The sequence below is a fragment of the Vannielia sp. ABF1_015 genome (assembly GCF_056160745.1).
The window spans coordinates 2351058-2371871 of record NZ_JBSWXT010000001.1 but is presented as its reverse complement, the minus strand read 5'-3'; the positions used below and the strand labels follow the sequence as shown (position 1 = coordinate 2371871).

Sequence of the window (20814 nt, the reverse complement as noted above, 5' to 3'; positions counted from 1 at the left end):
GCACATGTCATTTGACATAGAGGCGAGGCGTTAACCCACCGCTCAGAAGCCCAGTGTGGCGTTAACCGCGCGCTTCCAGCGCGCGTATTTCTGTTCCCGCGCAGCATCATCCATTTTGGGCGAAAAGCTGCGATCCAGTGCCCAGGTTTCGGCAAAGCCTGCCTTGTCGGGGTAGACTCCGGCGCGCTGGCCAGCGAGCCATGCCGCGCCCATGGCCGTGGTCTCCAGCACCTTGGGCCGGTCTACCGGCGCGCCGATAATATCGGAGAGGAACTGCATCGCCCAATCGGAGGCGCTCATGCCGCCGTCTACGCGGAGCGCCGTTTCGCTGCCGCTGCTCCAATCGGCCTTCATGGCCTCCAGCAGATCACGGGTTTGATAGCCAACGCTTTCGAGCGCGGCGCGGGCAAACTCGGCGGGGCCGGTGTTACGGGTGAGGCCGAAGACGGCACCGCGACAGTCGGCATCCCAATAGGGCGCACCGAGGCCGGTAAAGGCGGGCACCATCACCACCCCCTGCCCCGTGTCGGCGGTTTCGGCCAGCGGCTGGGTTTCGCCCGCTTCGCGGATTAGCTTGAGGCCATCGCGCAGCCATTGCACCACCGCACCGGCGACGAAGATCGAGCCTTCGAGCGCATAGGTCGGCTTGCCGTCGAGTTGGTAGGCGATGGTGGTAAGCAGGCGGTTTTCGGATTTCACCGGCTCGCTGCCGGTGTTGAGCAGGGCAAAGCAGCCGGTGCCGTAGGTGGATTTCATCATGCCCGGCTCAAAGCAGGCTTGGCCCACGGTGGCGGCCTGCTGGTCACCCGCAACGCCAAGAATGGGTATCTCGCGTCCGCCGAAGAGATCGGGGCGGGTCATGCCGAAGTCGGCGGCGCTGTCTTTTACCTCGGGGAGCATCGACATGGGGATATCGAGCAGGGTGCACATGTCTTCGGACCATGCGCCGCGGCGGATATCATAGAGCATGGTGCGGGCGGCGTTGGTGGCGTCGGTGACGTGGGATGTTCCGCCGGTGAGGTGCCAGATGATCCAGCTATCGACGGTGCCGAAGGCCAGCTCGCCCGCCTCGGCCTTGGCGCGCGCGCCTTCGACACTGTCGAGAATCCAGCGCAGCTTGGTGCCGGAGAAGTAGGGATCGAGCAGCAGGCCGGTGGCCTCTGTGACCGCCTCTTCATGGCCCTTCTCCTTGAGATCGCGGCAGAAATCGGCGGTGCGCCGATCTTGCCAGACGATGGCGTTATGGATCGCCTTGCCGGTTGCACGGTCCCACACCACGGTGGTTTCGCGCTGGTTGGTGATGCCGATGGCGGCGATGTCACCGCTGGAGGCCCCGGCCTTTTCAATCGCGGCGCGGCAGGTGGCCGCTGTCGTCGTCCAGAGGTCGGCGGCCTCATGCTCGACCCAGCCGGATGCCGGGAAGTGCTGGGTGAACTCCTCCTGCGCGGTGGCGGCGGGCTTCAGCGCCTCGTCGAAGAGGATGGCGCGGGAGGACGTGGTGCCCTGGTCGATGGCGAGAATGTAGGTCATGTCATGTCCTCCCTTGGTTTGGATGGTTTAGCGCGGGATTGAGGCGGCGTCACCGGGGCGGCGCCTTGGCGGTGGAGCCGCCTGAGTTCAGTTGCAATATGGGGTGCAAGAGCCAGCCACCCTGCCCGGTCAGGGAAAGGCGCGGCCGAGGGCGCGGGCGTCCAGCGGCACCAGAACGAAGCCGTCGAGCCATGCTGCACCGGCCTCTTCCAGCGCCTTGGGTGGCGGGCTTTCGGGCAGGGCGATGGCCTGAAGGATCATGCGGTGCAGCAGCCCGCCCTCCACGGCCACGCGCAGCACGCAGTTGAACGCATCGGGCCTGGTCTGCTGCGCCGTGCCCATCAGCCCGCGCCAGGGCCGCTCGAAGCGATGGCAGAGCATGGTGTAGGGCTCCAGCCCCGGCGCGACCTGAAGCGTCACGATCTCGCCGGTCGGGGCCATGGCGGCCAGCGCCTGCCCGTCGAAGGCGTGAAGCATCTCTGCTGCCATGGCCTCGCTTGGCGGGCGGGTGCGCCCTACGAAGGGGCCGAGGACGATCATCAGCAACACCACGGCCACCACCACGATGGCGGCGCGTTTCAGGAAAACATTTCTGGGCGGTGGGGCTGGCGGCATGGCACGGCTCCGTCAGGGCACTCAAGGGTTTGGCGCAGGGTGACGGACGCATGGCTAGCCTGTCAAAGAATAAGTCGCCGGGGCCACCCGGTAAGGGCAGCCCCGGCTTGAGGAGGAAAATCAGTTCCAGGAGGCGATCAGCTCATCGTAGCTGATGGTCTCCGGGGTCGGATCCTCATTGTCGAGCTTGGCCTTGGGGGCGCCGGGCATGGCCAGCCACTCCTCAGGGTCTTTCTCTTCGTTCATGACCGGGCCGAGATCGCCCTGAACGCCTGCGCGCTCAAGCCGCTCCAGCACCCGCTCCTGATCGGCGCAGAGGCTGTCGAGGGCCTCTTGCGGGGATTTGGCACCCGACATCGCATCACCGATGTTCTGCCACCACAGCTGTGCCAGCTTGGGGTAGTCCGGCACGTTGGTGCCGGTGGGCGACCACTGGACACGGGCCGGGGAACGGTAGAACTCGACCAGACCGCCCAGCTTGGGGGCGCGCTCAGTGAAGCTCTCGTCCTGGATCGTGCTTTCGCGGATGAAGGTGAGGCCAACGTGGCTTTTCTTCACGTCCACGGTCTTGGAGGTGACGAACTGGGCATAGAGCCAGGCCGCCTTTGCACGGTCGATCGGGGTGGACTTGAGCAGCGTCCAGCTGCCGGCGTCCTGATAGCCGATCTTGGTGCCCTCTTCCCAGTAGGCGCCATGCGGCGAGGGGGCCATGCGCCACTTGGGCGTGCCATCCTCGTTGAGCACCGCATCGGCCCCGTCACCCACCATGTCGGCGGTGAAGGCAGTGTACCAGAACATCTGCTGGGCGATGGAGCCCTGCGCGGGCACCGGCCCGGCCTCACCGAAGGTCATGCCGGCAGCGGCGGGGGGAGAATACTTCTCCAGCCACTCGATGGCCTTGGTCACGGCGTAGACGGCAGCGGGGCCGTTGGTTGCGCCGCCACGGGCGGTGCAGGAGCCGACGGGCTGGGAGTTTTCGTTCACACGAATGCCCCACTCGTCCACCGGCAGGCCGTTCGGCTCACCCTTGTCGCCCATCCCGGCCATCGACATCCACGCATCGGTGTAACGCCAGCCGAGCGAGGGGTCCTTCTTGCCGTAGTCCATGTTGCCATAGACACCTTCGGACGGGCCTCCCGCGTAAGACATATCACGCCCGGTGAAGAACTCGGCGATGTCTTCATAGGCCGACCAGTTGACCGGCACGCCGAGGTCGTAGCCATAGGCTTCCTTGAAATCGGCCTTGGTCTTCTCGTCGTTGAACCAGTCGTAGCGGAACCAGTAGAGGTTGGCGAACTGTTGGTCGGGCAGCTGGTAGACCTTGCCATCGGGGCCGGTGGTGAACGACAGGCCAATGAAGTCTTCAAGGTCGAGGCCGGGGTTGGTGACGTCTGCCCCCTCGCCTGCCATCCAGTCGGTCAGGTTGTGGGCCTGCTGATAGCGCCAGTGAGTGCCGATCAGGTCGGAGTCGTTGATGTAGGCATCATAGACGTTCTCGCCCGACTGCATCTGGGTTTGCAGCTTTTCGACCACGTCGCCCTCGCCGATGAGGTCGTGGGTGATCTGGATGCCGGTGATGGCGGTGAAGGCCGGGGCCAGCACCTGGGCCTCGTACTCGTGGGTGGTGATGGTTTCGGAGACCACCTTGATATCCATGCCCGCGAACGGTTGCGCGGCATCGACGAACCACTGCATCTCGGCTTCCTGATCTTCGCGGCTCAGCGTCGAAAGATCACCGATTTCGGCGTCGAGGAACTCCCGCGCCTCGTCCATCCCGGCAAAGGCCGGCACGGCGAGGCTGAGGGCCACCGCGAGCCCGCCGGTAAAGGCGGTGGTGGATTTGAGATTGAGCTTCATGTTTTCTCCTCCCTGTTGGGTTATGAAGCGCCGCGTTGGTCGCGGCCGTTATTCCTGCGCTATACCCAGCGGAAGACCGCTGCGGCATAGATCAGGCAGAGGACCAGCGCCCAAGGTTGGGCGATGCCGGTCAATCCGAGCCAGGCCAGGTTGATGAAGGCCGAGCCGAGAAGGGTGATGAAGAGGCGGTCGCCCCGTGTGGTTTCGATCTGGAGCACGCCCTTGCGGGGCGTCTCGGGGAACTTGATCGCCAGAATGGTGAAGGTGACCAGCAGGCTGGCGATCACGAGGAAGAATATGGCGGTGGGCCACGTCCATGCCATCCAATCCATTGTTGTTCCTCCTTAAACGCGGCCCAGGGCGAAGCCCTTGGCGATGTAGTTGCGGACGAAGTAGATCACGAGCGCGCCCGGGACGATGGTGAGCACCCCAGCCGCCGCCAGCACGCCCCAGTCGAGGCCGGAGGCGGAGACGGTGCGGGTCATGGTTGCCGCAATCGGCTTGGCGTCGACCGTGGTGAGGGTGCGCGACAGCAGCAGTTCGACCCAGCTGAACATGAAGCAGAAGAAGGCCGCCACGCCGATGCCGCTGGCGATCAGGGGCATGAAAATCTTTACGAAGAACTTGGGGAAGCTGTAGCCGTCGATATAGGCGGTTTCGTCGATCTCCTTCGGCACGCCTCGCATGAAGCCTTCAAGGATCCACACCGCGAGCGGCACGTTGAAGAGGCAATGGGCCAGCGCCACGGCGATGTGGGTGTCGAACAGGCCGACCGAGGAGTAGAGCTGGAAGAAGGGCAGCGCGAAGACGGCGGGCGGGGCCATGCGGTTGGTCAGCAGCCAGAAGAAGAAATGCTTGTCGCCGAGGAAGTGGTAGCGGCTGAAGGCGTAGGCCGCCGGAAGGGCCACGGCGACCGAGATCACCGTGTTCATCACCACGTAGATCAGCGAGTTGACGTAGCCCATGTACCAGCTCGGGTCCGTCAGGATGACCATGTAGTTGGCGAAGGTCAGATCCTGCGGGAAGAGGCTGAAGCCGCCGAGGATTTCGGCGTTGGTTTTCAGGCTCATGTTTAGCAGCCAGTAGATCGGCAGCAGCAGGAACAGCAGGTAAAGGCCCATCACGATGGCGGAGCCTTTGACGCGGACGCGCGGCGCTTTGGCGGCGGGGGTCAGGGTGGCGTCCGTCATTTCGCGTCCCTTTTGTCGAGGTTGGTCATGACCGTGTAGAACACCCAGCTCACCAGCAGGATCACGAGGAAATACATGATCGAGAAGGCGGCGGCTGGCCCGAGATCAAACTGGCCGATCGCCATTTTCACGAGGTCGATGGAGAGGAAGGTGGTGGCATTGCCGGGGCCACCGCCCGTGACCACGAATGGCTCGGTGTAGATCATGAAGCTGTCCATGAAGCGCAGCAGAATGGCGATCATCAGCACGCCCTGCATCTTCGGCAGCTCGATGTAGCGGAACACCTTCCAGCGGCTGGCCTGGTCGATCTTGGCGGCTTGGTAGAAGGCGTCGGGTATGGACTGCAGCCCGGCGTAGGCGAGGAGCGCGATGAGCGAGGTCCAGTGCCAGACATCCATGACGACGACGGTGATCCATGCATCGAGCACGTCGCGGGTGTAGTTGTAATCAATCCCGATGGCGGCGAGGGTGTGGCCGAGCAGGCCGATGTCGACCCGGCCGAAGATTTGCCAGATGGTGCCGACCACGTTCCACGGGATCAGCAGCGGCAGCGACATGAGGACGAGGCAAACGGAGGCCCAGACGCCCTTTTTGGGCATATTGAGCGCCACGAAGATGCCGAGCGGGACTTCGATGGCGAGGATGATGCCGGAGAATGCCATTTGCCGCCAGAGCGCGTTCCACATCCGGTCGCTTTCGAGCATCTCCTCGAACCACTCCAGCGCGACCCAGTAGAACTCGTTGTTCCCGAAAGTGTCCTGTACGGAATAATTGACCACGGTCATAAGTGGGATGACGGCGGAGAAGGCGACGAGGATCAGGACCGGGAGGACGAGGAACCAGGCCTTGTTGTTCTGGGTCTTTTCCATCAGGCGGCCTCCCCCTTCGGTGAAACGCGCCAGTCGTCGGCGTAGACGTTCACATGGGCCGGGTCGAAGGCGACGCGGGTCATGTCGGCGCCGATCTCATCCCCCTCCCCTGCGATCACGTTGATCTCATTGCCGAAAAACTCGGCGCGGACGATCTTGTGGCGGCCCACGTCTTCCACGCGGCGCACCTTGACCGGCAGGCCCTCGCTGGCGGAGAGCTTGGCGTATTCAGGGCGCACTCCGAGGGCCACGCGGCCCTGAAGGTCGCCGTAGCCATGGGCCAGCGCCAGCTCGGCGCCGTCGATATAGGCGCGGTTGCCCTCGACCTTGGCAGGGATCAGGTTCATCCCCGGGGAGCCGATGAAGTAGCCGACGAAGGTGTGCTCGGGGCGCTCGAAAAGCTCTTCGGGCGTGCCGATCTGGACCACCCGGCCATCGTGCATGACCACAACCTTGTCTGCGAAGGTGAGTGCCTCTGTCTGGTCGTGGGTGACGTAGATCATGGTGTGGCCGAAGTCGTGGTGGAGCTGTTTGAGCTGGGTGCGGAGCTCCCACTTCATGTGGGGGTCGATCACGGTGAGCGGCTCATCGAAGAGCAGCGCGTTCACGTCCTTGCGGACCATGCCCCGGCCGAGGCTGATCTTTTGCTTGGCGTCGGCGGTGAGGCCACGGGCCTTTTTTGCCAGCACCTCTTCCATGCCGATCATCCGGGCGATTTCGCCCACGCGCTCGGCGACATAGGCCTCGTCGTGGCCGCGGTTGCGCAGCGGGAAGGCGAGGTTATCGCGCACGGTCATCGTGTCGTAGACCACCGGAAACTGGAACACCTGCGCGATGTTGCGCTCGGCGGTGGCGGCGTGGGTTACGTCCTGATCGCCAAAAAGGATGCGCCCGCGCGAGGGCTGGAGCAGGCCGGAGATGATGTTGAGCAGGGTGGACTTGCCGCAACCGGACGCGCCAAGCAGGGCGTAGGCGGCGCCGTCGTCCCAAGTGTGATTGAGCTCCTTGAGGGCAAAATCATCCTCGCTCGCCGGGTTGGCGAGGTAGGAATGGGCGAGGTTGTCTAGCGTGATCTGGGCCATGGCTCTACCTCATGCCGCCGCCGCATAGGAGGCCGGTGCAACCAGCGCCCCCTCTGCGTCGAAGATGTAAACGTGGGAAGGGTCGAGCCAGACGGCGAGATCGGTGCCCGGTGCGAGATCATGCACGCCATGCACCAGCCCGACCCAGCGCTCGCCAGCGTGGTCGAGGTGCACGAAGGTTTCCGACCCCGTCAGCTCGGTGACAGAAAGGCGGGTGTTGAAGTGCATGGCCTCGGGGCTGTGCTGGCTGATTTCGAGGTGGTTGGGGCGGAAGCCCGCGAGATAGCGGCCATCGGGCAGCTCGGAGAGTTTGCCGGCGGCGGGAGCGGACTGGCCCTCGCCGAACATCAGCTTTGAGCCGGTTTTCGAGACTTGCAGGAAGTTCATCGGCGGGTCGGAGAAGACCCGCGCGGTGGTGGCATCGACCGGGCGGCGGTAGACATCCGGCGTGGGACCGAACTGGGTGACGCGGCCTTCCCAGAGGGTTGCGGTATTGCCGCCGAGCAGGAGGGCTTCTTCAGGCTCGGTGGTGGCGTAGACAAAGATTGCGCCGGATTCTTCGAAGATTTTAGGGATCTCGACGCGGAGTTCTTCGCGCAGCTTGTAGTCGAGGTTGGCCAGCGGCTCGTCGAGCAGCACCAGCCCTGCCCCCTTCACCAGCGCGCGGGCGAGCGCGCAGCGCTGCTGCTGGCCGCCCGAAAGCTCCAGCGGTTTACGATCCAGCATGGGGGTGAGCTTCATCATCTCGGCGGTCTTGTGAACGGCGGCGTCGATGGTGGCGCGGTCCTTGCCTTGGAGGCGCAGGGGGGAGGCGATGTTGTCGTAGACGGTCATCGAGGGGTAGTTGATGAACTGCTGGTAGACCATGGCCACCTGCCGGTCTTGCACGCGCATGCCCGTCACGTCATCACCGTTCCAGAACACCCGGCCCTCTGTGGGCTGGTCGAGCCCGGCCATGAGGCGCATCAGGCTGGTTTTGCCTGAGGAGGTAGGGCCGAGCAGCACGTTCATCGTGCCGTTCTCCAAGGTCAGCTCCGTGGGGTGGATGTGCGTATCACGTCCCACCACCTTGCTCACGGATTTGAGTTCCAGAACCATGCCTCTCCCCTATTCCGCCGCCGCCGGGCGTTCATCGCGCCCTTGTTTCTTGGCGTGACTTTTCATGTATGTCTCCAGCGCCCCGGCCTGCTCGGGCGTGAGCCGCAGGCCGAGCTTGCTGCGCCGCCACAGGATATCCTCGGCGGTGCGGGCATATTCATGGGCCATCAGCCAATCAACCTCCACCCCCGTCAGCCCTGCGCCGAAGTCCTGCCCCAGATCGGAGACGGATTTGGCCACGCCCAGCAGTTTGCGGGCGTCGGTGCCATAGGCGCGGACAAGGCGCGCGGCCTGTGCGGGCTGGAGAAAGGGGTAATCCGCGGTGAGCGCCTCGGCAAGGGCGGGTGCGCCATCATGGGCGAAATCACCGCCGGGCAGCGGGGCGTCTTCTGTCCACTTGCGGCCAAGGCCTTGAAAATGCGGCGCAATCTTTTCGAGCGCGGATTCGGCGAGGCGGCGGTAGGTGGTGATCTTGCCGCCGAAGATGTTGAGCACGGGGGCGCCCGCGGAGGTATCGACCTTTAGCGTGTAGTCCCGCGTGGCCGCCGTGGCGGAGGCGGTGCCCTCGTCGTAGAGCGGGCGGACGCCGGAATAGCTCCAGACGATATCATCAGCGGTGATCGGGGCGGCGAGGTAGCGGCCTGCGAAGTCGATCAGGTAGTCGCGCTCTTCATCAGTGCAGAGGGGCGGCTCATCGGGGCTTTCGTGATCGCATTCGGTGGTGCCGATCAGGGTGAAATCCTGCTCGTAGGGAATGGCGAAGATGATCCGCCCGTCCTCGCCCTGAAAGAAATAGGCCTTGTCGTGATCGTAAAGGCGGCGCGTGACGATGTGCGACCCGCGCACCAGCCGCACGCCCTCGGTGGAGTTGGAGCGGATGGTGTGGCTGAGGATCTCGCCCACCCACGGCCCGCCGGCGTTTACCAACATGCGCGCGTGATGGGCGGTGGTTGCGCCGCTTTCGGTATTTTGCGTTTCGACCCGCCAAATGCCGTTCTCGACGGCGGCGGAGAGCACCTTGGTGCGGGTGAGAATGCGAGCGCCGCGGGCCTCGGCATCGCGGGCGTTGAGCACCACGAGGCGGGAGTCCTCCACCCAGCAATCGGAATACTCGTAGGCGTGCAGGAACCGCTCTTGCAGCGGCGCGCCCTCGGGCGAGTCGGGCAGGCTGAGGGTTTGAGTGGCGGGAAGGATCTTTCTGCCGCCGAGATGATCGTAGAGAAACAGGCCGAGGCGGATGAGCCATGCGGGGCGGCGGCCCTTCATCCACGGCATGACGAAGGAGAGCAGGCGCGAGGTTGGCGTGGCCTTCTCAAACCGCATATCCCGATGATAAGGCAGCACAAATCGCATTGGCCATGAGATGTGCGGCATGTTCCGCAGCAGCACTTCACGCTCTTTGAGGGCTTCGCGCACAAGGCGGAACTCGAAGAACTCGAGGTAGCGCAGGCCGCCGTGGAACAGCTTTGTGGAGGACGACGAGGTGGCCTGCGCGAGATCACTCATCTCGGCCAGGGTGACAGACAGACCACGGCCCGCCGCATCACGCGCGACGCCGCATCCGTTGATGCCGCCGCCGATGACGAACAGATCGACCGGTTGTGCGGGTGTCCCCTCTGGCACAGATCCCTCCCAAGTGTGCTGGGCCGATTTATGCACTGAGTCGCCGTGTAACGAAAGCAGAAATGTTCGTTTCTTTTCGTTTTTGACTTTGTCGCGTGCAAACATAGGCTTGCCGCGCGGCTGCGGAAAGCGCCGCGTTGCAGCGAACGCTTTGAAGGAAAACATGAATTGCCCCCTTCCGCGCCTTTCCCCTGCCCTTTTGTGGCAAAACCATTTGCCGAACCTCAAGTCGCATGCGAAAAGAAACGAACATTGAAGATCAGGACAGACCTCGCGTGAGCCAAGCCTTCCGCCACCCCGAAATGCTCGACATCATCCGCCGCGACGGCAAGGTCACGGTCGATGGGCTGGCCGAGCACTTTGGCGTCACGCTGCAAACCATCCGCCGTGATCTGAGCGAATTGGCCGATGCCGGGCAGATCGAACGGGTGCATGGCGGGGCGATCCTAGCCTCGGGCACCCATAACATCGGCTACGAGGAGCGGCGCTCGCTGAACCTTGAGGGCAAGGCCGCCATTGCCCGGGCCTGTGCCGCGCAAATCCCTGAAAACGCGAGCATCTTTCTGAACATCGGCACCAGCACCGAGGCGGTTGCCCGCGAGCTGATGCACCATCGCAGCCTGCTCGTTGTCACCAACAACATGAACGTAGCCAACATTCTTGCTGCCAACTCGGACTGCGAAATTGTGGTGACGGGCGGCTCCCTGCGCCGCTCGGACGGCGGGCTTGTGGGCAAGCTGGCGAGCGAAACGATCCAGCAGTTCAAATTCGATCTTGCGGTGGTGGGCTGCTCGGCGATTGATCGGGAAGGCGACATGCTGGATTTCGACATTCAGGAGGTGGGCGTGAGCCAGGCGATCCTGGCCCAGTCGCGCCGCACCTTTTTGGTGGCGGATCATTCGAAGTTTCAGCGCACTGCCCCGGCGCGCATTGCCTCGCTGGGCGCGATAGATCGCTTTTTCACCGATGCGCCGCTTGCGCCCGAACTGGCCGCACTTTGCGACGGCTGGGGCACGGGTGTGGAGATCTGCGGCTGAGGGCTGCCCCTTGTGTGCCGCCGCCGATCCGGGCAGGTCTTGGCGCGAAGGGAGCCCGGACATGCAGACAGACTTCGACGTAGCGGTGATAGGGGGCGGGATCGCCGGGGTTTCGGCTGCGGCAGAAATCGCCAAGGGCGCTTCGGTGGTGCTGATCGAGGCGGAGCAGCAGCCGGGATACCACAGCTCGGGCCGCTCGGCGGCGCTCTTCGCGCCGGGCTATGGCAGCAGCGCGATGCAGGCGCTCACCGCCCTCTCCCGCCCGTTTTTCGACGCCCCGCCGGAGGGGTTTGCCGATGTGCCGCTGCTCACCCCGCGTGGGCTGATGCGCACGGCGAGCGAGGATCAGCTTGCTGCGCTGGAGGCCCTGCCGGGCCACATGCGCGCCCCGGAGCGGCTGATCTGGATGAGTGGCGAAGAGGCTGAGGCGCGTGCGCCGATCTTGCGGCCGGGCCATGTGAAGCGCGCCTTTCTGGACGAGGCTGCAAGTGACATCGATGTGCATGCGCTGCTTCAAGGGTTCTTTCGGCAGGCCAAGGCGGCGGGCGCGCAGGTGCGGATGGGTGCGCCTGTGACGGCGCTTGTGCGTGAGGGCGGCTGCTGGCGGGTGAGCGTGGGTGACGGGAGCCTGCGGGTGGGCGTGGTGGTGAATGCGGCGGGGGCCTGGGCCGACGAATTGGCCGGGATGGCCGGTGTGGCACGCGTAGGCCTTCAGCCGAAGCGGCGCACGGCGATCACCGTGGCGGCGCCCGAGGGGATCGACGTGGGGGCGCTGCCGATGATCGTGGATGCGGCGGAGGATTTCTACGTGAAGCCCGATGCCGGGCGGCTGCTTGCCTCTCCGGCAGATGAAACGCCCTCCGCCCCCTGCGATGCCCAGCCCGAGGAGATGGACGTGGCGATTTGCGCGGACCGGCTGATGACCACCTGCGCGGTTGAGGTGCGCCGGATCGAGAGCAAATGGGCCGGGCTGCGCAGCTTTGCGCCCGATCACCTGCCGGTGGTGGGGTTTTCGCCGGGGGCGCCGGGCTTTTTCTGGCTGGCCGGCCAGGGCGGCACCGGCGTGCAGACCTCGCCCGGCATGGCCCGGCTTGCGGCCACGCTGGTGCTGGGCCGCCCGGTTGCGGAGGCGGTGGGCGATACCGGCCTCAGCGCCGAAACCATCGCGCCCGACCGGCCCGCGCTGACGGGCTAAGGCCTGGGCGTGCGGCTCAGTCGAATGCGATGACCTGACGGATCGCCTGCCCTGCGGCCAGCCGCTCGAAGCCTTCGTTGATCTCATCGAGCTTGATCTTGTGGGTCATCAGCTTTTCGATTGGGAGCTGGCCCTGCTGCATCATCCGGGCAAACCGAGGGATGTCGCGCTTGGGCACGCAGGAGCCGACGTAGCTGCCGCGGATCGTAGCGTCGCTGACCGTGAGCGCGGCCACCGGAACCTCGAGCACCTTTGACGGGTGCGGCAGGCCCGCGGTGACGGTGACGCCGCCGCGCCGGGTGATCTTGCAGGCGAAATCGAGCGCGGGCACCACGCCGGCAAGCTCAACGGCTAGATCGACGCCGCCGCCGGTGGCTTCCTTGAGCTTTTCGACCGCGTTCGGCTCGGCCGGATCCACGGCCAGATGTGCGCCGAGCTCCAGTGCGAAGGCGCGTTTGTCTTCGGCGATGTCGCAGGCGACCACCTGCCCTGCCCCCGCAGCTATCGCCCCGAGCAACCCGGCGAGGCCGACCCCGCCGAGACCGACAACGGCGCAGCTTTGGCCCATTTCGAGATGGCCGCCGTTGATGACAGCGCCGACCCCGGTGAGGACCGCGCAGCCGAGAAGCGCGGCCTTGTCGAGGGGGATGTCCTTGTCGATCTTAACCGCCGAGCCTTCGGCCACGACCGCGTGCTCGGAAAAGGCCGAGACGCCGATGTGGTGGTTTACCGGCGTGCCATCGACCGAGATCTTCTTTTCATCGCTCATCAGGGTGCCAGCCGCCGCCGCAACTGCCGCCGGCTCACAGAGCGCAGGGCGCCCCTCGGCGCAGGGCAGGCATTGGCCGCAGGTGGGCACGAAAACCAGCACCACGTGATCGCCGGGTGCGAAGCGGGTGACGCCGGGGCCAACCTGTTGCACCACGCCGCTGGCCTCATGGCCAAGCGCCACGGGCATCTCGCGCGGGCGGTCGGCGTTTATGGTGGAGAGGTCGGAATGGCAGAGCCCGGCGGCGGCCATCTTGACGAGCAACTCCCCCGGCCCCGGTGGCGCAAGCTCGGCTTCGACGATTTGCAGCGGTTTGCTTTGAGAATAGGGCCGCGCGGCCCCCATTTCGCGCAGAAGCGCCACCCGCGTTTTCATTGGCAAATCTCCCTGACTTTTGCTCCGGCACCATTGCGCCGCACCCCGGGCTTGTCCATCCCCGCTTGACAAGGCCGCCGCGCCGGGGCGAGATTGTAATCGTTTACAAGTGCTGCCGCCGTGGGATGTTTGACCTGCAATGTAAACGATTACACGGCCCGAAAAGGGCCTTGGGGGGAGGGATGCACAGCATCACGCCGAAAGGATGCATCAGGTGAGCGCCGCCTTTGAGGGGCAGCGTGTTCTGGTGATCGGCGCGAGCCGCGCGGGCATTGGCGCGGCCATTGCACGGGCGTTTCAGGACGCGGGCGCGGAGGTGACGATTACCGGCGTTGAGGCGGCCCCTGCCCCGGAGGATGCCGACCGCTTTGCCTACCACCAGCTTGATGTAACAGACGGCGCCGCCGTGGAGGCGCTTTCTGCGTCCATGCCCCGGCTCGACGTGCTGGTGAACGGCGCGGCGATCACGGCGCGGGGCGAGGAGATGGCGCCGGAGTTCTTCTCGAAGGTGCTCGACATCAACCTGACCGGCACCATGCGCTGCGCCCTCGCCTTTCGGCCCCAGCTCGCCGAGGCCAAGGGCTGCCTCATCAACATCGCCTCGATGTATGCCGGGTTCGGCAGCCCGAAGAACCCGGCCTATGGGGCCTCCAAGGCCGCCGTGCAGCAGTTGACCAAGTCGCTCGCCATCGCCTGGGCAGAGGACGGGATACGGGTGAACGCGGTGGCGCCTGGCTTCATTGTCACGGCGCAATCGGCACGGAGCCGCGAAGACGCGACCCATGTGGCCAATGTGAACGCCCGCACCCCGCTGGGCCGCTGGGGCCAGCCCGAGGATATCGCCGGGCCGGTGCTGTTTTTGGCCTCGGAAGCGGCGGGATTCATGACAGGAGCATGCATTCCGGTTGACGGGGGCTACTCGGTTGTTTGAGACTTTCACAAAGGGAGGCGCCCCGCTCTGGGGCGAAACGCGATGACGGATTTCTCGCGCATCGGCGTTGCCGTGATCGGCACCGGCTTTATTGGAACGGTTCACGTTTGGGCGCTGCGGCGTTTGGGGGTGGATCTGCGCGGCGTGTTGGGCTCTTCGCCCGAGCGCAGCGCAAAGGCGGCGGAGGGGCTGGGCTTGGCCCCGTTTGACACGCTGGAGCAGCTTTGCGCCGATGAGAGCGTGCAGGCGGTGCATGTGACCTCGCCCAACCACCTGCATTACCCGCAGGTGAAGGCGCTGATCGAGGCGGGCAAGCATGTGGTCTGCGAGAAGCCACTGACGATGACGGCGGCGCAATCGGCGGAGTTGGTGGCGCTGGCCGAGGCCTCGGGGCTGGTCTGTGCGGTGTGCTACAACATCCGTTTCTACCCGCTGAACCAGCAGGCGCGGGGCATGGTTGCGGCAGGCGAGCTTGGGGATTTGCGCCTGATTACCGGCCATTACGTGCAGGATTGGCTCGCCAAGCCGACCGACTGGAACTGGCGGCTGGAGGGCGACAAGGGGGGCGACCTGCGGGCGGTGGGCGATATTGGCACCCATTGGGCCGACCTCACCAGCTTTGTGGCGGGCGAAAAGCCGGTGGAGGTACTGGCCGAGCTGAGCACCTTCCTCAAGCAGCGCGACAAGCCAACGGGGCCGGTGGAGACCTTTACCGCCGCTTCCGGTGCGACCGAGAAGGTTACTGTAACTACGGAAGATACCGCGCTGATATTGCTACGCTATCCCTCCGGGGCGCGAGGCTCGCTGACGGTGAGCCAGGTCTCTCCGGGGCGGAAGAATTCGCTGCGCTGGGACATTGCCGGAAGCACGGCCAGTGCGGAGTGGAACTCGGAAACGCCGGACCACCTGTTCATCGGGCACCGCGACGGCCCGAACCAGATATTGCAGCGCGATGCGGCGCTGATGAATGCCACGGGCGCGGCGGCGGCGCATTTGCCCGGCGGGCATGTAGAAGGCTTTGCCGACACGTTTTTTGCCCTGTTCTCGCAAGTTTACAGCGATGTGCTGGCGGGCGGGCGGCAGGAGGCGTCGACTTGGGCGAGCTTTGCCGACGGGCATTTTGAGATGGAATTCTGCGAGGCGGTCCTTGCCAGTGCCCAAAGCGGCGCATGGGTGAAGATCGGCGGATAAGACGAGGAATACAAACATGAAACTTGGCATTTTGACAGCCCCTTTCGAGACCGCTCCTTTGATGGAGGTGGCGCGATGGGCGGCTGAGGTGGACATGGGGCTGCTGGAGGTTGCCTGCTGGCCCGCCTCCGGCGGCGAGGCGCGGCGCTATGCGGGCACCTCGCATATTGATTGCAACGGGCTGTCGGAGGGACAGGCGCAGGAGATTACCGGCGGGTTGGCCGAGCTGGGCGTTTCGATTTCGGCGCTGGGGTACTACCCGAACCCGCTGCACGCAGACGCCTCGCACCGCGAGGAGGTGATCGGCCACCTCAAGCATGTGATCACAGCGGCTGCCACACTTTCGGTGCCGGTGGTGAACACGTTCATTGGTGGCGACAAGTCGCTGAATGTAGACGAAAACTGGCAAAGGGCGAGGCAGATTTTCTCGCCGATCGTCGGCCATGCCGAGGACGCGGGCGTGAAGCTCTGCTTCGAGAATTGCCCGATGATCTTCAGCCATGATGAATGGCCCGGCGGGCACAACATTGCCTATAGCCCGAAGATCTGGCGGCGGATTTTCGAGGAATGGGGCGATGCGGTGGGCATGAACTTCGACCCGTCGCACCTTGTTTGGCAGATGATCGACCAGGCCCGCTTTATCAAGGAGTTTGGCCCCCGCATGGCCCATGTGCATGCGAAGGACGTGATGATCGACCGGGACGGGCTTTATGAGAATGGCGTGATGAGCGTTGGCATGGGCTGGCAGGTACCGCGCATGCCGGGCTTGGGGGATGTGGATTGGCCCGGGTTTTTCTCCGGGCTTTATCGTGCGGGCTATAATGGGCCGGTGATCATCGAGCATGAGGACAAGGTGTTCGAGACCGATGAGGAGGCGGTGAAACGGGGCTTTCTGCTCGCCCGTGACGTGCTGCAGCCCTACATCAAGTAACCCGTGTAACCGTCTGAATATTCACTTTTTCTAGGGAGGGAAGACAATGAAGACACTACTGAAAGCCACAACCGCCGCGGCGGGGCTGACGATGGCGCTCACCGGCATGGCGGCAGCCGAATACACCATCGGCATTTCCAACACGGTGCAGGGCAACGGATGGCGCGAAGAGATGGTTTGCGCGATGAAGGCGCAGGCGTTGGTGTCGGGCAAGGTCGACAGCCTCAACATCGCCCATCGCAACACCGATGCGGCGGGCCAGTCGGAGGACATTCGCAACCTGATCGAAGCGGGCGTGGATGCGATTGTGGTGAACCCTGCCAACCCCGACGGCATTGCCGATGCGGTGAAGGAAGCGACCGACAAGGGCATCGTTGTGGTGGCCGTCGATCAGGGCGTGAACGCGGAGGGTGCCTATATCCTGAGCAACAATCAGGAAGAATACGCCTACCTCGGCGCCAAGTGGCTTTTCGAGACCATCGGCGGCTCGGGCGAGGTGGTTTACATGCGCGGAGCGGCGGGCGCTGCGGCGGATGACGACCGTGACAAGGGCTTCAAGCGGGCGCTGGAGGAGTTTCCCGATGTGAAGATCGCGCAGGAGGTTTTTACCGGCTGGCAGCAGGACAAGGGCAAGCAGCAGATCCTTGATTACATCGCCACTGGCATTCCTTTCGACGGCATTTGGACCTCTGGGATCGACAACGTGATCGTCGATGCGCTGGTGGAGAGCGATGTGGACTTGGTGCCCGTGGTGGGCGCTGACAATGCCGGGTTCGTGGGCCAATTGGCCAACGTGGAGGGGCTGACCGGCGCGGCGGTGACCAACCCCGGCTCGATCGGTGGCGCGGGGGTGACGCTGGCGCTGCAGATCCTCGAAGGTGAGGCCCCCGAAGAGCGCGTGGTGCTGGTGGACCCGAGCCTTTGGGCCAACAACGATGACGCCGGCAAGGAGCAGATTGCGGCGGCGCAAAACCCCGATCTGGACCCGGAGTGGCCGGTTTCGGTGCAGATCCCCGGCTGGACCGACTACTCGATGGAAGACATCATCGCCTGCAAGGGCCCGGGCGAATAAATCGCTTCGGCCGGGCGCATGAACGTGCCCGGCCAACCCTTTGAAACGCATGTGAAACGAGGCGATATGGCAGATGAGGCTCCGCTGCTGGACGCCAGCGGCGTAGAGAAGCGGTTTGGCGCGGTGGTGGCCCTGAAGGGCGCCGCTCTGACGATCCGCCGGGGCGAGATCGTGGCCCTGATGGGGGCCAATGGCGCGGGCAAATCGACCTTTGTGAAAATACTGACCGGAGCACTGAAGGCTGATGGCGGGCATGTGCGCATTCGCGGAGCCGAGCGGGCCGTGGGCTCGCCAGCGGAGGCGCGCAAGAGCGGGCTGGTGCCGGTGTATCAGGAGCCCTCGTTGATCCCGGATCTGGATGTGGGCGACAACCTGCGCCTTGGCGGGACCGATCCGGCCAGGTTTGCCGCTTGGATGGGGGAGCTGGGGTTTGCAGGGTTTGACCTTTCCGCGATGATCCACAGCCTGCCGCTGGCCACGCTGCGCATCATCGACCTTGCCCGTGCACTGGCCTCTGAGCCGGATGTGCTGCTGCTGGACGAGATGACAGCCGCCCTGCCCACCGATCTGGTGGAGGCGGTGCTGAAGGTGGTGCAGCAACAGGCCGAGGCCGGGCGCTCGGTGATTTACATATCGCACCGCTTTGCGGAGATCGCGCAGGTGTGCCAGCGCGCCGTGGTGTTGCGCGATGGGGCGACCGTGGGCGAGGTGCCGATTGCGACGGGCGCGGAGGAGCGGATTGTTGAGTTGATGCTGGGCGAGGCGATCAAGCCCGGTGAGACCGCCGCCGAGCGGATAGCCACCGCGCCGCAGGGCACGCCGCGTGTGGCGGTGAAGGGGCTTGGTGCAGGCGGGCAGCTCAGGGACGTGAGCTTTGCGCTCCACCCCGGCGAGGTTCTGGGTGTGGTGGCGCTGGAGGGCCAGGGGCAGGATGAGCTGTTTGAGGTGCTGGCGGGCGCCCGCAAGCCTGATCGCGGTGTGATTGAAGTGGAGGGCGCTGCGCGGCGGTTTGCGCACCCGGCGGATGCGATTGCCGCCGGCCTCTCTTTCGTGCCCGGCAACCGCGCCGATGCGCTGGCCATGCAACAGAGCGTCAGAGACAACCTCGCCCTGCCCTTCTCGGCTCGCGCCCGAGCCTGGGGGCCGATCTCGATGAAGCGGGAGGGCGAGGTGGTGGCGCGCACCATCGAGCGGCTTCAGATTGATACCCGCGCGCAGGGCGAAGTGGGCCGCCTCTCTGGCGGGAACCAGCAGAAAGTGACCATCGGGCGATGGCTCGCCCACGGCTGCGACACCCTGCTGCTGTTTGACCCGACCCGGGGCATCGACGTGCGCACCAAGCGCCAGATCTACCCGCTGGTGCGGGAGCTGGCCGAGGGGGGCGCTTCGGTGCTGTTCTACTCCTCCGAGCTGGAAGAAATTCAACTGGCCTGCGACCGCTGCATCGTCATCTTCAATGGCCGCGTGGTCGATACTATGCCCGCTGCAGAGGCCGATGAGGCGCGGCTGATGCGCGCCGCCTACGGGCTGACGGGGGATGCGGCATGAAGGCGCTGCGCAAGCATGCGTGGATCACCGGGCTTGCGGTGATCCTCGCCGCCCTCTTCGCGGCAACCAAGCTGATACAGCCGACCTTCGGCGCGAGCGGGGTGGAAAGCCTTGCCCGCGCCGCCCTGCCCTTTGCCTTTGCCACCGTGGCGCAGGCGGTGGTGGTGATTGCAGGGGGCATCGACCTCTCCATCGCCTCGATGATGGCGGTCTGCTCGGTGACGGCGGCGGTGCTGATGGAGGGCAATGGCGGGGCGATCTCTGCCGGGATCGTGCTGCTGGTGTTGGCGATGGGGGCCGGGATGGGCGCGCTGAACGGCTTGCTCATCAACATCACCCGCGTGCCCGACATCGTGGTGACGCTGGCGATGCTGTTTGTTTGGGAGGGCGTGGCGCTGCTCATCCTCAATGCGCCGGGCGGCGATGCGGCAGAGTGGCTGCGCGGGTTCATCATTAGCGGCCTGCCGATTCCGGGCCTCGGCGGGGTGCCGCGCGCGCTGGTGTTTTTGCTAGTGCTGGTGGCCATTGTGTGGCTGCCGATCCGGCGCTCGCGCACGGGGCTTTCGCTTTATGCGGTGGGTTCGAATGCGCTGGCGGCGTTTCGCTCGGGCGTGAACGTGGGGCGCACCCGGATCGTGGCCTATGCGCTTGCGGGGGTGTTTGCCGCGATGGGGGGGCTGTCGCTGACGCTCTCCACCGGCATTGGCGAGCCGATCCCCGGTCCTTACCTACTGGCCAGCGTGGCCGCCGTGGTGCTGGGCGGCGTGGTGCTGGGTGGCGGCAAGGGGGGGCTGCTGGGGCCGCTGATTGCGGTGTTCATCCTGCGGCTGGTGCGGATGGACCTGACGCTCTTGAGCGTTGATCCCAATGTTTCAGCGATCATCGAGGGCACGATCATGGTGGTTGTTGTCATGATCGGCGGGCTGCTCGCGGCGAAGGGAAAGCTGTGATGGACAGGCTCAAGGCCCTATTGCGCGATCATCCGATCATTCCGCTGCTGGTGTTGCTGGCGCTGCTGGTGGGCATCCTTGAGATCATGCGCCCCGGCATCGTGGGCGAGCGGTGGATCGCAAACACGGTGAAATTCGCCATTCCGCTGGCCATGCTGGCCGCCTGCCAGACGCTGACCATGCTGACCGGCGGGATCGACCTTTCAGCCGCCATCGTCGCCACCATTTCCAGCTTCGTCATGGCCACGCTGGTGCCGTTTTACGGCCCCGCCGGGGCGATTGCGCTATCGCTGGTGCCTGCGGTGATGATCGGGCTGCTGAACGGCATCGGCGTGGGCTTCTTCCGGGTGCATCCGCTGATCATCACGCTGGGCACCGGGCTGATCGGCACGGGGTGCCTGCAGGTTTACCAAAGCACGGTGATCGCCACCGGGTCTGTCGTGCCTGATGGCCTTGCGTGGCTCGGCACCGGGCGCACATGGGGCTTTCCGAATGCGCTGGTGCTGTTCCTCCCCTTCGCCGCGCTCATCCTCTTTGCCCAAAAGCGCACGGGCTTTGGCCGCTTGCTCTATGCCATGGGCGACAACGAGGGCGCGGCGCGGTTGGCAGGGGTGCGGGGCTGGCAGGTGCACCTTGCGCTTTACGCGCTGTCGGGGCTGATCGCGGGGGTGGCGGGGCTACTCTATGTCGGGCTCATCAAGGCGCCGTCGCTGTCGCTCGCGGTGCCGTTGATGCTGCCGTCGGTGGCGGCGGCGGTGATCGGAGGCACCTCGATTTTTGGGGGGCGGGGCGGCTATGCGGGCACCATCGTGGGCGCGCTCATCCTCACCGTGCTCGGCACCATGCTGACGCTGCTGCATATGCCCGAGGGGGCGCGGCGCATTCTGTTTGGCGGCATCATCCTTGGCGTTGCGGCCATTCACCTGCGGCTCACCGATACGAGGTAGCGTG

19 protein-coding genes are annotated in these 20814 nt (G+C 65.0%); 9 read left to right on the top strand and 10 right to left on the bottom strand.

Translation table 11 applies throughout. The features are described 5' to 3' along the window. Positions 1-42: 42 nt before the first annotated feature. The 9 genes from glpK to glpD all read right to left on the bottom strand — a co-directional run bounded on the left by glpK (position 43) and on the right by glpD (position 9864). Entirely contained in the window at positions 43-1530 is a 1488-nt protein-coding gene (gene glpK, locus ACXAG6_RS11870; RefSeq protein WP_475337764.1) for a glycerol kinase GlpK, read from the bottom strand. A 129-nt stretch (positions 1531-1659) separates the two neighbouring features. Further along, complete coding sequence (locus ACXAG6_RS11865; RefSeq protein WP_475337763.1) at positions 1660-2145, bottom strand: hypothetical protein; 486 nt, start codon at positions 2143-2145, stop codon at positions 1660-1662. A gap of 120 nt (positions 2146-2265) precedes the next feature. Further along, positions 2266-4002: an ABC transporter substrate-binding protein gene (locus ACXAG6_RS11860; RefSeq protein ID WP_475337761.1), complete on the bottom strand. Its 1737-nt coding sequence runs from the start codon at positions 4000-4002 to the stop codon at positions 2266-2268. A 59-nt stretch (positions 4003-4061) separates the two neighbouring features. Next, the gene (locus ACXAG6_RS11855; protein WP_475337760.1) at positions 4062-4334 is read right to left on the bottom strand and encodes a DUF2160 domain-containing protein; all 273 of its coding nucleotides are present in this window, start codon (positions 4332-4334) and stop codon (positions 4062-4064) included. A gap of 12 nt (positions 4335-4346) precedes the next feature. Then, positions 4347-5192 (bottom strand): carbohydrate ABC transporter permease, encoded by an 846-nt coding sequence (locus tag ACXAG6_RS11850; RefSeq protein WP_475337759.1) that lies wholly within the window; start codon positions 5190-5192, stop codon positions 4347-4349. Further along, positions 5189-6061 (bottom strand): carbohydrate ABC transporter permease, encoded by an 873-nt coding sequence (locus ACXAG6_RS11845; RefSeq protein WP_140014496.1) that lies wholly within the window; start codon positions 6059-6061, stop codon positions 5189-5191. The genes ACXAG6_RS11850 and ACXAG6_RS11845 overlap by 4 nt, the downstream gene beginning before the upstream one ends. Further along, the gene (locus ACXAG6_RS11840) at positions 6061-7143 is read right to left on the bottom strand and encodes an ABC transporter ATP-binding protein (RefSeq protein WP_475337757.1); all 1083 of its coding nucleotides are present in this window, start codon (positions 7141-7143) and stop codon (positions 6061-6063) included. Before ACXAG6_RS11840 ends, ACXAG6_RS11845 begins: the two co-directional genes overlap by 1 nt. 9 nt (positions 7144-7152) lie before the next feature. Continuing rightward, entirely contained in the window at positions 7153-8241 is a 1089-nt protein-coding gene (locus tag ACXAG6_RS11835; RefSeq protein ID WP_475337756.1) for an ABC transporter ATP-binding protein, read from the bottom strand. A 9-nt stretch (positions 8242-8250) separates the two neighbouring features. Next, entirely contained in the window at positions 8251-9864 is a 1614-nt protein-coding gene (gene glpD / locus ACXAG6_RS11830) for a glycerol-3-phosphate dehydrogenase (RefSeq protein WP_475337755.1), read from the bottom strand. Positions 9865-10139: 275 nt separating this feature from the next. Between glpD and ACXAG6_RS11825 the strand changes: the two genes are divergently transcribed. Together ACXAG6_RS11825 and ACXAG6_RS11820 are read left to right on the top strand one after the other, a co-directional pair. Beyond that, positions 10140-10901, top strand: a complete 762-nt coding sequence (locus ACXAG6_RS11825; protein WP_475337753.1) for a DeoR/GlpR family DNA-binding transcription regulator — start codon at positions 10140-10142, stop codon at positions 10899-10901. Positions 10902-10962: 61 nt separating this feature from the next. Continuing rightward, positions 10963-12096, top strand: coding sequence for an NAD(P)/FAD-dependent oxidoreductase (locus ACXAG6_RS11820; RefSeq protein WP_475337752.1), 1134 nt, complete (start codon positions 10963-10965; stop codon positions 12094-12096). A 16-nt stretch (positions 12097-12112) separates the two neighbouring features. Here ACXAG6_RS11820 and ACXAG6_RS11815 read toward each other — a convergent pair whose 3' ends face one another. Continuing rightward, a complete protein-coding gene (locus tag ACXAG6_RS11815; protein WP_475337750.1) occupies positions 12113-13240 on the bottom strand; it encodes a zinc-dependent alcohol dehydrogenase family protein in 1128 nt (375 codons plus the stop codon). Positions 13241-13445: 205 nt separating this feature from the next. Here ACXAG6_RS11815 and ACXAG6_RS11810 point away from each other — a divergent pair, with 205 nt between their 5' ends. From ACXAG6_RS11810 to ACXAG6_RS11780, 7 genes are all read left to right on the top strand, one after another. Continuing rightward, the gene (locus tag ACXAG6_RS11810; protein ID WP_475337749.1) at positions 13446-14171 is read left to right on the top strand and encodes an SDR family NAD(P)-dependent oxidoreductase; all 726 of its coding nucleotides are present in this window, start codon (positions 13446-13448) and stop codon (positions 14169-14171) included. A 42-nt stretch (positions 14172-14213) separates the two neighbouring features. Next, positions 14214-15362, top strand: a complete 1149-nt coding sequence (locus ACXAG6_RS11805; protein ID WP_475337747.1) for a Gfo/Idh/MocA family protein — start codon at positions 14214-14216, stop codon at positions 15360-15362. Between the two features lie 16 nt (positions 15363-15378). After that, on the top strand, positions 15379-16293 hold the full coding sequence (locus ACXAG6_RS11800) for a sugar phosphate isomerase/epimerase family protein (RefSeq protein ID WP_475337745.1): 915 nt from the start codon (positions 15379-15381) through the stop codon (positions 16291-16293). Positions 16294-16339: 46 nt separating this feature from the next. Further along, on the top strand, positions 16340-17365 hold the full coding sequence (locus tag ACXAG6_RS11795) for a substrate-binding domain-containing protein (RefSeq protein WP_475337744.1): 1026 nt from the start codon (positions 16340-16342) through the stop codon (positions 17363-17365). 66 nt (positions 17366-17431) lie between these two features. Continuing rightward, on the top strand, positions 17432-18913 hold the full coding sequence (locus ACXAG6_RS11790; RefSeq protein WP_475337742.1) for a sugar ABC transporter ATP-binding protein: 1482 nt from the start codon (positions 17432-17434) through the stop codon (positions 18911-18913). Further along, a complete protein-coding gene (locus tag ACXAG6_RS11785) occupies positions 18910-19863 on the top strand; it encodes an ABC transporter permease (protein ID WP_475337741.1) in 954 nt (317 codons plus the stop codon). The genes ACXAG6_RS11790 and ACXAG6_RS11785 overlap by 4 nt, the downstream gene beginning before the upstream one ends. Beyond that, the gene (locus ACXAG6_RS11780) at positions 19863-20810 is read left to right on the top strand and encodes an ABC transporter permease (RefSeq protein WP_475337740.1); all 948 of its coding nucleotides are present in this window, start codon (positions 19863-19865) and stop codon (positions 20808-20810) included. The genes ACXAG6_RS11785 and ACXAG6_RS11780 overlap by 1 nt, the downstream gene beginning before the upstream one ends. Positions 20811-20814: the final 4 nt, after the last annotated feature.

Bases quoted from the DNA above. Each gene is read 5' to 3' on its own strand.
- glpK (WP_475337764.1), bottom strand. From the start codon at position 1,530: ATGACCTACATTCTCGCCATCGACCAGGGCACCACGTCCTCCCGCGCC.
- ACXAG6_RS11865 (WP_475337763.1), bottom strand. From the start codon at position 2,145: ATGCCGCCAGCCCCACCGCCCAGAAATGTTTTCCTGAAACGCGCCGCC.
- ACXAG6_RS11860 (WP_475337761.1), bottom strand. From the start codon at position 4,002: ATGAAGCTCAATCTCAAATCCACCACCGCCTTTACCGGCGGGCTCGCG.
- ACXAG6_RS11855 (WP_475337760.1), bottom strand. From the start codon at position 4,334: ATGGATTGGATGGCATGGACGTGGCCCACCGCCATATTCTTCCTCGTG.
- ACXAG6_RS11850 (WP_475337759.1), bottom strand. From the start codon at position 5,192: ATGACGGACGCCACCCTGACCCCCGCCGCCAAAGCGCCGCGCGTCCGC.
- ACXAG6_RS11845 (WP_140014496.1), bottom strand. From the start codon at position 6,061: ATGGAAAAGACCCAGAACAACAAGGCCTGGTTCCTCGTCCTCCCGGTC.
- ACXAG6_RS11840 (WP_475337757.1), bottom strand. From the start codon at position 7,143: ATGGCCCAGATCACGCTAGACAACCTCGCCCATTCCTACCTCGCCAAC.
- ACXAG6_RS11835 (WP_475337756.1), bottom strand. From the start codon at position 8,241: ATGGTTCTGGAACTCAAATCCGTGAGCAAGGTGGTGGGACGTGATACG.
- ACXAG6_RS11820 (WP_475337752.1), top strand. From the start codon at position 10,963: ATGCAGACAGACTTCGACGTAGCGGTGATAGGGGGCGGGATCGCCGGG.
- ACXAG6_RS11815 (WP_475337750.1), bottom strand. From the start codon at position 13,240: ATGAAAACGCGGGTGGCGCTTCTGCGCGAAATGGGGGCCGCGCGGCCC.
- ACXAG6_RS11810 (WP_475337749.1), top strand. From the start codon at position 13,446: ATGCATCAGGTGAGCGCCGCCTTTGAGGGGCAGCGTGTTCTGGTGATC.
- ACXAG6_RS11805 (WP_475337747.1), top strand. From the start codon at position 14,214: ATGACGGATTTCTCGCGCATCGGCGTTGCCGTGATCGGCACCGGCTTT.
- ACXAG6_RS11800 (WP_475337745.1), top strand. From the start codon at position 15,379: ATGAAACTTGGCATTTTGACAGCCCCTTTCGAGACCGCTCCTTTGATG.
- ACXAG6_RS11795 (WP_475337744.1), top strand. From the start codon at position 16,340: ATGAAGACACTACTGAAAGCCACAACCGCCGCGGCGGGGCTGACGATG.
- ACXAG6_RS11790 (WP_475337742.1), top strand. From the start codon at position 17,432: ATGGCAGATGAGGCTCCGCTGCTGGACGCCAGCGGCGTAGAGAAGCGG.
- ACXAG6_RS11785 (WP_475337741.1), top strand. From the start codon at position 18,910: ATGAAGGCGCTGCGCAAGCATGCGTGGATCACCGGGCTTGCGGTGATC.
- ACXAG6_RS11780 (WP_475337740.1), top strand. From the start codon at position 19,863: ATGGACAGGCTCAAGGCCCTATTGCGCGATCATCCGATCATTCCGCTG.